Origin of the sequence: Microbacterium sp. NPDC056569, from assembly GCF_042793475.1 — a bacterium.
Taxonomy (GTDB): domain Bacteria; phylum Actinomycetota; class Actinomycetes; order Actinomycetales; family Microbacteriaceae; genus Microbacterium.
Map to the genome: position 1 here is coordinate 66,392 of NZ_JBHTUV010000015.1, position 13,361 is coordinate 79,752.

11 protein-coding genes and 1 tRNA gene are annotated in these 13,361 nt (G+C 72.2%); 5 read left to right on the plus strand and 7 right to left on the minus strand.

The genetic code is table 11. The features are described 5' to 3' along the window. Nucleotides 1-32: 32 nt before the first annotated feature. Together ACFQ7C_RS16780 and ACFQ7C_RS16785 are read left to right on the plus strand one after the other, a co-directional pair. A complete protein-coding gene (locus ACFQ7C_RS16780; RefSeq protein ID WP_378903731.1) occupies nucleotides 33-1,487 on the plus strand; it encodes a DUF222 domain-containing protein in 1,455 nt (484 codons plus the stop codon). Nucleotides 1,488-1,661: 174 nt separating this feature from the next. Further along, the gene (locus ACFQ7C_RS16785) at nucleotides 1,662-3,053 is read left to right on the plus strand and encodes a phosphotransferase (protein ID WP_378903734.1); all 1,392 of its coding nucleotides are present in this window, start codon (nucleotides 1,662-1,664) and stop codon (nucleotides 3,051-3,053) included. 25 nt (nucleotides 3,054-3,078) lie between these two features. Here the strand turns inward: ACFQ7C_RS16785 and ACFQ7C_RS16790 are convergent, their stop codons facing one another. Beyond that, nucleotides 3,079-4,359, minus strand: a complete 1,281-nt coding sequence (locus tag ACFQ7C_RS16790) for a CDP-glycerol glycerophosphotransferase family protein (RefSeq protein WP_378903737.1) — start codon at nucleotides 4,357-4,359, stop codon at nucleotides 3,079-3,081. 97 nt (nucleotides 4,360-4,456) lie between these two features. On the opposite strand from ACFQ7C_RS16790, the gene ACFQ7C_RS16795 reads away from it, so the two are divergent. Beyond that, on the plus strand, nucleotides 4,457-5,494 hold the full coding sequence (locus ACFQ7C_RS16795; protein ID WP_378903740.1) for a glycosyltransferase family 2 protein: 1,038 nt from the start codon (nucleotides 4,457-4,459) through the stop codon (nucleotides 5,492-5,494). 21 nt (nucleotides 5,495-5,515) lie between these two features. Here the strand turns inward: ACFQ7C_RS16795 and ACFQ7C_RS16800 are convergent, their stop codons facing one another. From ACFQ7C_RS16800 to ACFQ7C_RS16810, 3 genes are read right to left on the minus strand one after another with little or no spacing between them, the layout of a single operon-like run. After that, the gene (locus ACFQ7C_RS16800; protein WP_378903742.1) at nucleotides 5,516-6,970 is read right to left on the minus strand and encodes a CDP-glycerol glycerophosphotransferase family protein; all 1,455 of its coding nucleotides are present in this window, start codon (nucleotides 6,968-6,970) and stop codon (nucleotides 5,516-5,518) included. Beyond that, nucleotides 6,967-8,241 carry a CDP-glycerol glycerophosphotransferase family protein gene (locus ACFQ7C_RS16805; protein ID WP_378903745.1) on the minus strand — a complete coding sequence of 425 codons (1,275 nt, stop codon included), beginning with the start codon at nucleotides 8,239-8,241 and terminating at the stop codon, nucleotides 6,967-6,969. The genes ACFQ7C_RS16800 and ACFQ7C_RS16805 overlap by 4 nt, the downstream gene beginning before the upstream one ends. A 47-nt stretch (nucleotides 8,242-8,288) precedes the next feature. Then, nucleotides 8,289-9,974, minus strand: a complete 1,686-nt coding sequence (locus ACFQ7C_RS16810; RefSeq protein WP_378903748.1) for a S1C family serine protease — start codon at nucleotides 9,972-9,974, stop codon at nucleotides 8,289-8,291. 118 nt (nucleotides 9,975-10,092) lie between these two features. Here ACFQ7C_RS16810 and ACFQ7C_RS16815 point away from each other — a divergent pair, with 118 nt between their 5' ends. Continuing rightward, nucleotides 10,093-11,292, plus strand: a complete 1,200-nt coding sequence (locus tag ACFQ7C_RS16815; protein ID WP_378903751.1) for an aminotransferase class I/II-fold pyridoxal phosphate-dependent enzyme — start codon at nucleotides 10,093-10,095, stop codon at nucleotides 11,290-11,292. 9 nt (nucleotides 11,293-11,301) lie between these two features. Here the strand turns inward: ACFQ7C_RS16815 and ACFQ7C_RS16820 are convergent, their stop codons facing one another. Both ACFQ7C_RS16820 and ACFQ7C_RS16825 read right to left on the minus strand, forming a co-directional pair. Continuing rightward, a complete protein-coding gene (locus tag ACFQ7C_RS16820) occupies nucleotides 11,302-12,105 on the minus strand; it encodes a carbon-nitrogen hydrolase family protein (RefSeq protein ID WP_378903754.1) in 804 nt (267 codons plus the stop codon). Further along, the gene (locus ACFQ7C_RS16825; protein ID WP_378903757.1) at nucleotides 12,102-12,632 is read right to left on the minus strand and encodes a DUF6328 family protein; all 531 of its coding nucleotides are present in this window, start codon (nucleotides 12,630-12,632) and stop codon (nucleotides 12,102-12,104) included. The genes ACFQ7C_RS16820 and ACFQ7C_RS16825 overlap by 4 nt, the downstream gene beginning before the upstream one ends. Nucleotides 12,633-12,725: 93 nt before the next feature. Between ACFQ7C_RS16825 and ACFQ7C_RS16830 the strand changes: the two genes are divergently transcribed. Next, nucleotides 12,726-12,799, plus strand: a tRNA-Met gene (locus ACFQ7C_RS16830). 65 nt (nucleotides 12,800-12,864) lie between these two features. On the opposite strand, the gene ACFQ7C_RS16835 is transcribed toward ACFQ7C_RS16830, so the two are convergent. Then, nucleotides 12,865-13,341 (minus strand): MarR family winged helix-turn-helix transcriptional regulator, encoded by a 477-nt coding sequence (locus ACFQ7C_RS16835; protein WP_378903760.1) that lies wholly within the window; start codon nucleotides 13,339-13,341, stop codon nucleotides 12,865-12,867. Nucleotides 13,342-13,361: the final 20 nt, after the last annotated feature.

The following is a 13,361-nucleotide window of genomic DNA, read 5'->3' on the forward strand; positions in this document are numbered from 1 at the left end:
CTCGCTCCGCCACTTCCTGACTGCGAGCCTCGATGTCTGCGATCCCCGACCCTGGTGCCGACGACGGCGTTGCGCCGGAGTTCCCGCGGGTGGTGCGGCTGGTTGACGCGTTCGAGGCCGGGCGCAAGTCTCGTGCGATCGCAGAGGCGGCGGAGATCCGGGTGCTGGCGGCTGCGGCCGCCGCCGTAGCGCGACCCGGGCACGCGTCGCCGGAGCGGGCGCGGCGGGTGGAGCTGGACCGCAGGGCCCTGGTGTCCGACCTGGCGACGTCGACCCGGGTCTCGGAATGGACCGTGAACCGGCTGCTCAGCGAAGCCGGCGACTTATGCGACCGATTTGCGGCCGGCGTGGACGCGCTGGAGCGCGGAGAGATCACCCGGCAGCACCTCGCGGTGATCCACGACGCCGGCGCCCCGATCTCCGACGACGACGCCCGCGCCGCGTTCATCGGGCTGGCGCTGGAGCGCGCGGCCACCCTCACGCCCGCCCGGCTTGCCTCCGTACTGCGTGTGATCGCCGAACGGTTCCTCGAGCGAACCCTCGCGCAACGCCACCAGGACGCCGTCGCCGGGCGTCGCATCGAAGTCGTCGACCTGCCCGACGACATGGCCGCGCTGACGGCGATCATGCCCGCGACACTGGCGCACGGCATCGTGGACCGACTCACCCAGCAGGCCCGCTCCGTCATCGCCGCCCGCGCCACCGGCGAGGGCGAGGGTGACGACGAAGACCGCGACGAGGAGGTCGAGGTCGACGAGCGCACCATGGACCAACTGCGCACCGACATCCTCACCGACACCCTGCTCGGCGCCGGCCCCCGAGACTGCGTCGCCGGCACCGGACTCGACGCGATCCGCGCCACCGTGCAGGTCACCATCCCGGTGCTCACCATGACCGGCGCGTCCACCGAACCCGTCCTGCTCGCCGGGCACGGCCCCATCGACCCCGACACCGCCCGCATCCTCGCCGCAGGCGCCGCCAGCTGGGAACGCGTGATGACCTCCCCGGTCACGGGCAGCGTGCTCGCCGTCGACCGGTACCGGCCCGGCCCCGCGCTGCACCGCTTCCTCGCCGCCCGCGACGAACGCTGCCGGTTCCCCGGCTGCCGCCGCCCGGTATGGCGCTGCGACATCGACCACACCATCCCCGCCGCCGAAGGCGGACCCACCCACCACGCCAACCTCGCCCACCTCTGCCGTCGTCATCACACCGTCAAAGGCGTCACCGCGTGGACGGTCGAGCAGGTCTCGCCCGGAGTGCTGGTCTGGACCAGCCCCACCGGCCGCAAGCACACCGACCACCCCGAACCCGTCGTCAGATTCATCCCCGACGACACCGCCGACCGGCTCCGCCGCATGATGCGCGAGCCCTGGCTGTTCCCCGCCGACGACCCACCGGGATCCCCCGGCGCACCACCCTTCTCGTGGCGCGGCACCCCGGGCTTGGGAGGCCGGCACATGTCACCTTCCCGCGCACGCTGGCTGTGAGCGGCAGAGCCACCGCGCCCAGTGCGCCACCCGCAGCGCGCAGGTGGCGAGCCGCGTTTGCGCCCTGTCGACGGCGATCGCGCCGAGTCGTCTCCCGCACCGGAGAAGCCCGAACTGCAAGCGCTTGCAGCTCGTTCTCGACACACGCCGCACTGCGGGCATACCCTCGCAGGTATGGACAGCACGTTGGCGTGTCTTGCGGCGTGGATGCCGCGGCAGCGGTGGTACGCCGCAAAAGGGCGCCCGCCCAGCCTCCGCCTGCTGTCGTGGTGGGATCTGGCCGTCGATCCGGGTGACGCGGGGGCGGCGGATGCCGGGGCCCGCATCCGCACGTTCCTGGTCGCGGACGAAGGGGCCTTGCCGGCGGTGCTGTACCAGATCCCGGTCGTCGAGCGCGCGACCGAGACGGTCGAGGCCGACCCCGACCACGTCATCGGCGCTCCTGTGCCGGGCACGACCTTCATCGACGGCCCGTTCGACCCTGCGTATGCGGCGGCGCTGCTGCGGCTCATCGCCGGCGGAGGCACCGCCCACGGACCCCAGACCACGGCGATCGGGCACGTCGCGGCGGCGGGGAGCGCCCCGGCGCACGCCACCGCTCGGGTGATCAGCGGAGAGCAGTCCAACACCTCGCTCATCTACGAAGGCGACGGGACCCCGGTGATCTGCAAGGTCTACCGGCAGCTGCACGCGGGACTCAACCCCGACATCGAGCTGCAGGAGGCCCTGGCGAGAGCCGGATCAGCACACGTCCCCCGTCCGGTCGGCTCGATCGAAGGCACGTGGCCCGACCTCGCCACCGCGCACGGGTCGGTGCACGGCTCGTTGGCATCGGCGCAGGAGTTCCTGCCGGGGGTCGAGGACGCGTGGCGCGTCGCGCTGCGGGCCGCCGCCAAGGGCGACGACTTCCGTGTTGCGGCGCGCGCGCTGGGCGCCGCGACCGCAGAGGTGCACGTCGCACTTGCGGACTGCTTCCCGACCCGCACCGCGACCGCGGCCGACCGCGACGCGACAGCCGCGACGTGGGAGCGCCGGTTCGCGATCGCGATCGCGGAGGTGCCCGAGATCGCCGGTCAGCGCGATGCCGCTGCGGCGGTGTACCGCCGCGCGCTCGAGGTGCCGTGGCCGCCCCTCCAGCGGATCCACGGCGACTTCCACCTCGGACAGGTGCTGCACTCCCCCGACCGCGGCTGGATCATGGTCGACTTCGAGGGCGAGCCGCTGCGCCCGATGGCGGAGCGCACGCAGCCCGATCTGGCGCTGCGGGATGTGGCGGGAATGCTCCGCTCGTTCGACTACGTCGCGGGTTCGCTCCGCCTCGACGATCCCGACCGCTCCGCCGACGCGGTGCGCACCTGGGCACGCGAAGCCCGGGGTGCGTTCGTGGAGGGCTACGCGGCGTCCTCGGGCGGGGGGCTCGACCCGCAGCATCCGCTCCTCGCCGCCCTCGAGCTCGACAAGGCGGTGTACGAGGCGATCTACGAGGCGCGCAACAGGCCGACCTGGGTGGCGATCCCGTTGCGCGCCATCGCGCGCCTGGTCGAACGCCCCGCCGCCGTGGCGTGATGCGGCGCCCGCCGGCGCGGAAGGCTCAGCCCTCGTCGTCGAGTTCGGCCTCGTCCTCGGGCTCTTCATCCTCGGAATCGGCGACCGAGCGGGCATACCAGTCGTCCCAGTCGTCCATGAGGCGCTGCACCGCCGCGTGGAACCGCGCGGTCGCGGCTCCGGGAGCGGTGTCGCCGAAGTAGTGCGCGACCCACTCCTCCAGCCGCGCGACCGCCTCGGGGTCTCCGAGCACGCGTTCGGTCTCGACCACGATGTCGGGGGCGGCCGCCGCGTCGAGCCATTCGCACGCCGAGAGATAGCCGTGCGTGTCGATCGCGGCCGCCGGATCCGCCGGGCGCGTGATCATCAGCGGCTTGTCGGCCGCGAGGCGGTCGTAGACCATCGCCGAGATGTCGACGATGGCGACGTCCGCGGCGGCGAGCTGCCAGCCCAGGTCGGGTCCGTCGTCGAAGACGTGCTGCGCCGAGGGGTCGGACGCGTTCGACGCCGCCAGAGCCGCGATGATGCGCTTGTTCGCCGCGCCGTAGTCGTGGTTCACGACTCCGGAACGCGGGTGCGGACGATAGATCACACGGTGCCGGCCCGTCGCCAGCAGCGCGGTGACGAGCGCCTCGCCGTGCGTGGCGACCGAGCCGTAGTGCGCAGAGGGGCGGTCCCCCTCCCAGGTCGGCGCATAGAGCACGACGGTGCGGTGATCCGGCGTGTACGGCAGGGTGCCCGAGTAATGGTCGGCCTGCGGGCGGCCGATCTCGATCGTGCGGCGCTCGATGTCGTAGTCCCACAGCACCCGCGTGAGTCGCTCGCGCGCGGCGTCGCCCGCGATCATCGCGTAGTCGTAGGCCTTGTACTGGTTCGTCGTCATGTACATCTTGTCGGACTCGCCGTGGTTGATGAACACGTGCCAACGGCGGCCGTACCGGAACATCTGGAAGTTGCGCGTGTTCTGGTTCACGTAGAACACGACGCGGATGTCCTGCTTGGCGATGAAGCGCTCGAGATCCCGCACCGTCGGCACGAAGGCGACGGGCAGCGCCCCGTCGGCCAGGAGCGCCTCCGCACCCGTCGCCGCGCGGCTGAGCACGACGACAGGCCAGGTCTTGGCGAGGTCGGCCAGCGGCTTGTACCACTGCCGCATCTGGTACATGTTCACCGCGCCATCGGCGAAGTACACCGCCACCCGGTACTGGAACGGCGGGTGCGGCGGCCGGGCCGCCAGCGTTCGCCGGACGTCGATCACCGCCGAACGATTGCGCACCGCCTTGCGGACGAGCGCGACGGCCTTCTTTCCATCCGAGACGAGACCCACGCTTCCAGACTACCCAGGGCACCCATGACATGATCGACCCGTGCATGTCGAGCAACACGGGCGCAGGGACGCTCCGGTCCCTCCCCCCGGCGCCGGCGTGAGCTTCGTGATGCCGGTGCTCAACGAGCGCGGCTATCTCCGCCGCGCCGTCGAGACGGTGCTCGCACAGGACGTTCCGGGGCCGACCGAACTGATCCTCGCCCTGGGACCGTCGACGGACGGCACGACGCAGCTCGCCGGCGAGCTCGCGGCCGAGGACGACCGCATCGTGCTGGTCGACAACCCCGGCGCCGACATCCCGATCGGCCTCAATCTCGCCATCCGCGCCGCGCGCCACCCCACGGTCGTGCGAGTCGATGCGCACTCCGAACTCGACCCGACCTACGCGCGGCGTGCCCTCGCGACGCTCGATCGCGTACGCGCGGCGAACGTCGGCGGCGTCATGCGGGCAGACGGCCGCACGCCGTTCCAGCGTGCCGTCGCCCGCGCCTACAACTCCCCCATCGGTCTCGGCGGCGGCGCGTACCACGGCGGCACCCACGAGGGCGAGGCCGAGTCCGCCTACCTCGGCGTCATGCGACGCGACGTGCTCGAGGAGGTGGGGCTGTTCGACGAGAGCATCCGCCGCGGCGAGGATTGGGAGCTCAATCTGCGCATCCGCCGCGCCGGCTACCGCGTGTGGTTCGACCCCGCGCTCGCCGTCACGTACTGGCCGCGAGAGAGCTGGGTCCGGCTCGTGCGTCAGTTCTCGGCGACGGGACGCTGGCGTGGCGAACTCGTCCGGCGCTTCGGCCGCGGAAACTCGCTGCGCTTCTTCGCACCCCCGGCTCTCGTGCTGACGATCCTGCTCGCACTCGTGATCGGCGTGCTGCAGCTCACCGGCGTGCTGCAGGGATGGTGGTCGGTGGCGGCATCCGTCGTCTATCTGCCCGTGCTCGCGTACGCGCTCCTGATCATCGGCGTCGCGGTCGGGCCGGGCGGCGGGCGCGGCTGGCGCGACAAGCTCTGGACCGCCGCGGTGCTGCCGTCGATGCACCTCGCCTGGGGCTGGGGTTTCCTCCTCGGCGTGATCGGCGGCGCGCACGACACCGTCGACACCTCGCGCCTGGGCAGCCGGAACACGCCGCTTCCGTGACGGCGGCGCGCCGTTCGCGCGTCAGACCTCGATGAAGCCCTGATCGAGGATCCGCGCCACCACGCGCTCGGCGGCATGTCCGTCGTCGCGCGCGTTGAACTTGTCGCGCCACTGCGCGTAGCGACCGGCGTACTTCGCCGTGTCGTCGGCGGCGAGCGCGGCGACCAGCTCGTCCTGCGTGCGCACCATCGGCCCCGGCGCGTGCGCGGCCAGGTCGAAGTAGAACCCGCGCAGCTCGCCGCGGTAATGCTCCATGTCGGGCACGAGGAAGTACATCGGCTTGCCGGTCACCGAGTAGTCGAACATCACCGACGAGTAGTCGGTGATGAGCGCGTCGGCGACGAGCAGCAGCAGCGATGTGTCGGGGAAGCCTGTGACGTCGATCACCCGCGGCCCCTGTGCGTCGCGACCGGGCAGCAGCGTGCGCGAGTGCCCGCGCACCAGCACCACCGCGTCGGCGGCCGCGGCGAGCGCCGCCGGGTCGACGAAATCGACGATCTGGTCGCGGTCGTCGCGCCACGTGGGCGCGTACAGCAGCACCCGCTCGTCGGGACGGATGCCGAGGGCCTCGCGCGTGGCCGTGCCCTCGCCGGCGACCAGCACGTCGTTGCGGGGGTACCCCTCGACCCAGATCGGCCGGGTGAGGAAGGCGTAGGCCTTGCCGAGGATGCGCGCGGCGTAGGGGTTCTGCGCGAGCAGGATGTTCCAGCGCAACGACTCGCGCACGACCGCCGCCGTGCGCCGCGGATCGAATCCCGGCCGGTGCAGGGCGAGTCGCTTGAGCGGTGTGCCGTGCCACGTCTGCAGGACGACCTGGCCCTTGCGGCGTGAGAATCGGCGGCGCAGCCAGTCGTTGACGACGAGCAGTCGCGCCGCGCCGCGTGCGCGCCACCACTCCGGGCTCCCCTCGACGACGGGGATCGCCCCCTCCGGCACGGCGACCGACAGGTCGACGACGCTCCAGTAGCGCGTCACCCCCGGCGCGCGCCGAGCGAGCTCGCGATCGATCGCGAGCGGATTGCAGCTCGCGTTGCGGCCGTAGAAGCTCTCGAAGAAGACGGCGTTCTCGAAGCCCGCGGCCGGCCGGGTCGCGTACCGGCGCTCCAGGGCGTCCTGTCCCTCCCCCGAGTCGTACGCGGGGTCGATCGGCGGCCCGACCCGCAGCGTCCACCCCTCCAGGCTCGCGCGCAGCGTCCCCAGCTGAGTGAGGGCGATCGGCTCAGGAGGACGGATGCTGCGCCCCGCAGCATCCGCGACCACACGCACCTCGTAGGTGCCGGCCGGGAGCGGGAGCTCCTCGCCGCCCCAGCGGGCGGCACGCAGCGGCAGTGCGGCCCGCCACGTCTTGCCGCGCCCCGTCACCCGGGCGGTGACGCCGGCCCGGGCGCCGACGATCTCGACGGAGCCGGGCCGCTCCCCTTCGCCCGCGAGCACGAGGGCGGGGCCCTCGTCCGTCGTGAAGCGCGCCTGGGTCATCGGGTTCCTTCCCTCGGGCCGTCGTGGACCGTTCCGGCCAGAATCGCACGGTACACCCTCTCGGCGTTCCGCCCGTCTCGGTATGCGTGCACACGCGTGTCGAGCGCGATCGCCCGCTCGATGCGCCGCGCGCGCTCCGCGTCGTCGCCGAGCACGGCGTCCAGCTGAGCCGCCGCCTCGGTCCAATCGACCGCCCAGTCGTCGCCCGCGACATCGGCGTACGTGCCGTAGAAGCCGCGCCGGCGGCCGTACTCCTCGACGTCGGGCGCGAGGAACAGCGTGGGCAGCGGTACGAGCGACGCGTCGAACGCCAGCGACGAGTAGTCGGTGACCAGCGCGTCGAGACCCGGCAGGAGCGGCGTGACGTCGGCGACGAGGTCGCTGCCCAGCGACTGCACGCGGTCGGTGGGCAACGGCGGTGCGTAGTCGCCGGCGCCGAGCGGGTGCGAGCGCACCAGCAGAGTGGCGTCGCGGCGCCGCAGCACCTCGATGATCCGCGACCACTCCTCGGCGGAGGGGACCGCGGGGTCGGCCGCCCCGTCGCGCCAGGTGGGCGCGTAGAGCACGAAGCGGCTCGACGGCTCCACGCGCGGCAGAGCCCGCCCGATCGCTGCTCGCGCGTGCGCCCGGCGATCGTCGGCCGCGCCGCGCGAGAGCACGTCGACGCGCGGCTCGCCGGTGACCGGCACTGCCGCGTCGGACAGCGCGAACGCGGACTCGAGGCGGCCTCGCACGAGGTGCGAAGCGGCGGGCAGCACCCGGATGCGGCGTGCGGCGGCGCGGAACATCGTGCGCAGCAGGGCGCGCACGGAACCCGCGACGGGGGTGGCGGCGACGGCAGCGGGAACCCGCAGCGTCTCGGGTGAATCGACCCCGATCCGCTTGAGCGGGATGCCGTGCCACAGCTGCACGACGAAGGCGCCTGAGACGGCGTAGCGGTTGACGTCTCCGAATCCGTGCGTGACGACGACGACTCCCGCCCGCGCGGTGCGCCACAGCCCTCGCAGGGAGCGCTTCGGAACGGCACGGATGCCGCGGGCCGCAGCATCCGTCGCCTCCTGCTCCGACGCGACCAGCCAGACCGGGCTGCGGCCGTCGGCGGCGGCGACCTCCCACAGCGCCAGCGCGCCGTCGCCGATGCCGACCGCGCAGCCGATCACCCACTCCGAGCGGGAGCGCGGCACCACGAGGGTCAGGAGGCGTCCGGCGGCGTAGAGCGGGATCGTCGCGAGCTTTCGGGCATTCCCCGCGCCGAACGAGAAGGACGCCATCCCGCGAGCCTACCTGCTGGCGGAATGGCGTCCCTGTGGCGTGTGGACTACTGCTGGAGCGAACCCAGCGTGACCTCGACCGTCTGCGTCTTCCCGTCGCGGACGTACGTCACCTCGGCCTGGCTGCCGGCAGCCGCGGCGCGCACCTGCGCCGTGAGGTCGGTCGCGTCGGTGATGGGCAGGCCGTTGAAGCCGGTCACGACGTCGCCCTCCTGCAGCCCTGCGGCGGCAGCCGCACCGCCGTCGGTGACCGCGGCGATGTAGGCGCCGGTGATCGTCGAGCCCTCGACGGATGCCGCGGCCTGCACGTTCGCGCCGAGCAGACCGTGGGTCGCCTCGCCATTCTCGATGAGCTCGTCGGTGATGCGCTGGACGATGTCCGACGGGATCGAGAAGCCGACGCCGATCGAGCCCGAGCCGTCGGCGGTCGATCCGCCTGCGGTCGCGATCGCGACGTTGATGCCGATCAGCTTGCCGTCGGAGTCGACGAGCGCACCGCCCGAGTTGCCGGGGTTGATGGCCGCGTCGGTCTGGATCACCGAGATCGAGATGCTCTCGGTGGCCGCCGACTGCTGGTCGCCCTGACCGAAGTCGAAGCGGAACGGACCCTCCTGGCTGTTCTGATCCTCCTGGTCCTCGCTCTCGCCGCCCTCGGGCGCCGCCGAAGAGGCGATCGAGATGGAGCGGTTGAGAGCGCTGACGATGCCCTCGGTCACGGAGTTCGCGAGGCCGAGGGGTGCGCCGACGGCGACGGTGGTGTCGCCGACGTTGAGCCTGCTCGAGTCCGCGATCTCGATCGGGGTGAGGTCCTCGGCATCCTGGAGCTTGATGACGGCCAGGTCGTAGGTGGGGTCGAGGCCGACGATCTCGGCGTCGTAGACGCGGCCATCTGAGGTGGTCACCCGGATGGATGCGTCGCCCGTCGCCCCGTCGAGGGTCACCACGTGGGTGTTGGTGACGACGTAGCCGTCGTCGGTGAGGACGACGCCCGAGCCGGTGCCGGCGCCCGACGAGCCCGTCGCCTCGATCGTGACGACGCTCGGCACGACCTTCGCCGCGATGGCCGTGGTCTGGTTGACCGAGTCGGTGTTGTTGACCGTCACCGTGCTCGGACCGGCGACGGGAGAGGCGCTCACGGGTGCGAACCAGCTGACGCCGGCGTAGGCGCCACCGAGTCCGGCGGCGCCGCCGACGATGGCGGCGGCGACGACGAGCCCGACCACCTTGCCGGCACCCGACGACTTCTTCGGAGCCTTCGTGGCGACGGCCGTCGTGCCGGTCGAGCCGGTGATCGGCAGCGTCGGCTGGGCGTCCGCGGGTGTCACGCCGAACGCGGCGCCCGGAGCGCCGGGAGCCGGCTGACCCGCGTAAGAGTGGGGGTGGGGCGCGGGCTGACCGGCGTACCCCTGCGGACGCGCATAGGCGTGGGCGCCGGCCGGGTAGCCGGCGGGTGGCACAGGCTGGGTCGGCGCGGTGGGCTGCACCTGAGCCGAGGGCGGCGCGACCGGCGGGGCCGGCGGAACCGGGGGCAGCGCCGTGGCGGACGGCGCAGCCGGAGCGGCGGCGGGCGGGGTGGGCTCGGCGGGCTCGGCGGGCTGGACGGCCTCCGGCGCGGCCGCGGCGGGGGCCGGGGTCTCGGGCTGGGCGGGCGTCTGCGCGGCGGCCTCCGCGGCCGACTGCGAGGGGACGGCGGGGGTCTGGTCTTCCGGGCGCTCGCCCTGGATGTCGCTCATGGTTGCTCCTTCTGCCAAGCACTCACCACTGTGCCCACCGATGCTGTGCGTTTCTTATGTCGCGGTTGGGACTCGCCTATGCAACAGAGATGAGCCCGCCCGGTACTACGGTGAAGCGATGCGACAGATCCCCGGAGCATGGCACCGCACAGCAGCCGGCGCCGGACTCGTCGGTTCCGACGGGTCGATCCACCCCACCATCTTCGCCGAGATGTCGGCACTCGCGGCGAGAACCGGCGCGATCAATCTGGGGCAGGGCTTCCCCGATGAGGACGGCCCCGCCGAGGTGCTCGAAACGGCCCGCTCGGCCATCGGGAACGGCGTCAACCAGTACCCGCCGGGTCGCGGCATCCCTGATCTCCTCTCCGCCGTCGCGGAGCACCAGGACCGGTTCTACGGCCTCCACCTCGATCCCTCCCGCGAGGTGCTGGTCACGGCGGGAGCCACCGAGGCGCTTGCCGCGACGCTCCTGTCGCTGCTCGACGACCCCGACGACGAGGTCGTCGTCTTCGAGCCCTACTACGACTCGTACGCTGCGGTCGCCGCCCTCGCCGGGGCGCGGCTCGTGACCGTGCCGCTGCGGTGGCCGCACTTCCAGCCCGACCTCGACGAGCTGCGCGCTGCGGTGAACGATCGCACCCGCATCATCCTGGTCAACGACCCGCACAACCCGACCGGGGCGGTCTTCGGCGCCGACGTCCGCGACGAGGTGGTGCGCCTCGCCGAGCGTCACGACGCGATCATCGTGACCGACGAGGTGTACGAGCATCTCGTGTTCGACGAGCCGCACGTGCCGATCGCGACGCTGCCCGGCGCGTGGGAGCGCACGCTGACGATCTCGTCCGGCGGCAAGACGTTCTCGACGACGGGGTGGAAGATCGGCTGGATCTCCGGCCCCGCTCCGCTCGTCGACGCCGTGCTGGCGGTGAAGCAGTTCCTCACGTACGTGAACGGCAGCCCGTTCCAGCCCGCGATCGCGACCGGTTTGCGCCTCGGCGACGACTTCTTCCGCGGCATCGCGGACTCCCTGCGCGCCAAACGGGATCTGATCGGCGCGGGGCTTCGCGCGGCGGGATTCGACGTGTCGACCCCGGCCGGCTCGTACTTCACCGTCGTCGACGCGGCACCGCTGGGGGCGACGGATGCCGCGGCCTTCTGCCGCGCCCTCCCCGACCGCGCCGGGGTCGTGGCCATCCCGCTCACGGCCTTCGCGACCCCCGGACGCCGCGACGAGTACGCCACCCTCGTGCGCTTCGCCGCCTGCAAGCGGGTCGAAGTGCTCGAGGAGGCGGCAGCCCGACTCGCCCGGCTGGAATGAGTCGCCCGGTCAGCGCGGCCCGACGCCGAAGCGCCGCAGCGCGAGCGCCGGGTTGACGCGGCGCACGCGCTCGATCGCGCCGACGTCGAGATGGGCGACGGCGACGTCGGTCGACGTTCCGACGGCGGCGACCTCCACGCCCTGCGGATCGACGATGAGCGAATTGCCCACACCGAGGGGCGGCGGGTGGTCCGCCGCGGCCACGAACACGGTGTTCTCGATCGCGCGTGCGTGCAAGAGGGTGCGCCAGTGGTGCTCCTTGAGCGGACCGCGCACCCATTCCGCCGGCACGAGGAAGACATCGGCGCCGGCGTCGACGAGGAGACGCCCGACCTCGGGGAAGCGGAGATCGTAGCAGGTCATCAAGCCGAACCGCAGCCCGCCGAGCTCGAAGGTCTGCGGCTCGCCCGGCTCGCCCGGCTCGACCCAGTCCGACTCCCGCTGGCCGAACGCGTCGTACAGGTGCAGCTTGCGATAGTGGGCGATGAGACCCGCCTCGCCGACCGCGACCGCGGTGTTGCGCACGCGCTCCCCGTCGGTCGCACGCTCCAGCAGCCCCGCGACGATGGTCACGTCGTGCTCCGCCGCGAGCCGGGTGAGCGCCTGGACGAAGGGGCCGTCCAACTCCTCCGCGTTCTCGGCGAGCGACTCGTCGAACGGGTCGACGAAGTAGCTCGAGTACTCGGGGAACACCACGACGCGCGCTCCGCGGGTCGACGCCGCGGCCACGAGGTGCGCGATGGTCTCGAGGTTCACGGCGGCGTCGGCGGTCGGCGCGAACTGGGCGACGCCGACGGGCAGCGTCTGGGTCATCGGCGGTCTCCGTTCATGCGACGGCGCGCGCGGAGGATCGCGGGCACGACCAGCCACATCGCGCAGACGAGCAGTCCGAGCGGGATGAGGGCCCACCAGAACGCCGACCCGCCGAGCACGACGTCGAACACGAAGCCCACGACGCCGACGAGGAGCACCGCGACGGTCCCGAGGGCGATGACGAGGGCGAGGTGTCCGTACCGCACGACTTCGGCCTTCGCGCGCTGCTGGAACAGCGCGCGATGAAGCGCCACCGGCGCGAGGGCGACGATCGAGCTGAGCGCGGAGAGCACGACGAGCCCGAGATAGAACGCCTTCTGGGAGTCGGTGAGCTCGCCGAACGCCGGCTGGAAGGCCAGCGCGAGCAGGAAGCCGGTCAGGATCTGAGTGCCCGTCTGCAGGACCCGCACCTCCTGCAGCACTTCGCTCCAGTTGCGGTCGGCGCGCTCCTCCGGCGTCTCGTCACGACCGTCGACGCGGTCGTCTCGAGGGTCGGAATCGCGGTCGGGGCCATGCTCGGTAGGCATGCGTTCATCCTTGCCCGCCGCCCGCGATCGGGGCAAGCCGATCCACCCCGTGTCACGACCACCCCGAACCGCGTGCTAGGCTATTCCTTGTGCCGCGGGGTGGAGCAGCTCGGTAGCTCGCTGGGCTCATAACCCAGAGGTCGCAGGTTCAAATCCTGTCCCCGCAACAGAAAACACAGAAGAGGGCGTCCCGAAGGGGCGCCCTCTTCTGTGTTCCACCGCGGGAAATCACTCAGCCAGGCGGGTCCATCGCGCCGCTGAGGTCGTCGAGGAACCGTGCGATCACCGCGAGCTCCGCCTCGTCGTACTCCATCGCCACGGCCCGCATCGCACGGAGCTTCTCACCGAACACGCGGAAGAACGCGTGCCGCGCGTCCTCCGTGAGCACGACGACCAGGCCACGCCGGTCGCTCGGATGCGGCCGGCGCTCGAGGTGTCCCGAATGGGCGAGCCGATCGAGCAGCTTCGTCGTCGACGCGGTCGAGATGCGCAGATGATTGGCGATGTCGCGCGGGCTGACCGAGCGCCCCTGCCGCTCCCGGATGATCAGGAGGCGGAGCGCGGCGACGTCGGAGGCGTTCATGTCCATGTCGCCCTTCATGCCGCTGTGCATGCGCTCCATGGCATCGCTGACGGCACGGATGGACGTGAGCACACGCATCACCGCGTGCTCATGCTCCGTCTGCGGCACCCAACGTTCGGACATCATGGACGTTCCTTCCGACCCGT

What these genes read in the sequence shown, in the direction of transcription:
- ACFQ7C_RS16815 (WP_378903751.1), top strand. Translation starts at nt 10,093, where the DNA reads ATGCGACAGATCCCCGGAGCATGGCACCGCACAGCAGCCGGCGCCGGA.
- ACFQ7C_RS16825 (WP_378903757.1), bottom strand. Translation starts at nt 12,632, where the DNA reads ATGCCTACCGAGCATGGCCCCGACCGCGATTCCGACCCTCGAGACGAC.
- ACFQ7C_RS16820 (WP_378903754.1), bottom strand. Translation starts at nt 12,105, where the DNA reads ATGACCCAGACGCTGCCCGTCGGCGTCGCCCAGTTCGCGCCGACCGCC.
- ACFQ7C_RS16800 (WP_378903742.1), bottom strand. Translation starts at nt 6,970, where the DNA reads ATGACCCAGGCGCGCTTCACGACGGACGAGGGCCCCGCCCTCGTGCTC.
- ACFQ7C_RS16785 (WP_378903734.1), top strand. Translation starts at nt 1,662, where the DNA reads ATGGACAGCACGTTGGCGTGTCTTGCGGCGTGGATGCCGCGGCAGCGG.
- ACFQ7C_RS16810 (WP_378903748.1), bottom strand. Translation starts at nt 9,974, where the DNA reads ATGAGCGACATCCAGGGCGAGCGCCCGGAAGACCAGACCCCCGCCGTC.
- ACFQ7C_RS16835 (WP_378903760.1), bottom strand. Translation starts at nt 13,341, where the DNA reads ATGATGTCCGAACGTTGGGTGCCGCAGACGGAGCATGAGCACGCGGTG.
- ACFQ7C_RS16805 (WP_378903745.1), bottom strand. Translation starts at nt 8,241, where the DNA reads ATGGCGTCCTTCTCGTTCGGCGCGGGGAATGCCCGAAAGCTCGCGACG.
- ACFQ7C_RS16780 (WP_378903731.1), top strand. Translation starts at nt 33, where the DNA reads ATGTCTGCGATCCCCGACCCTGGTGCCGACGACGGCGTTGCGCCGGAG.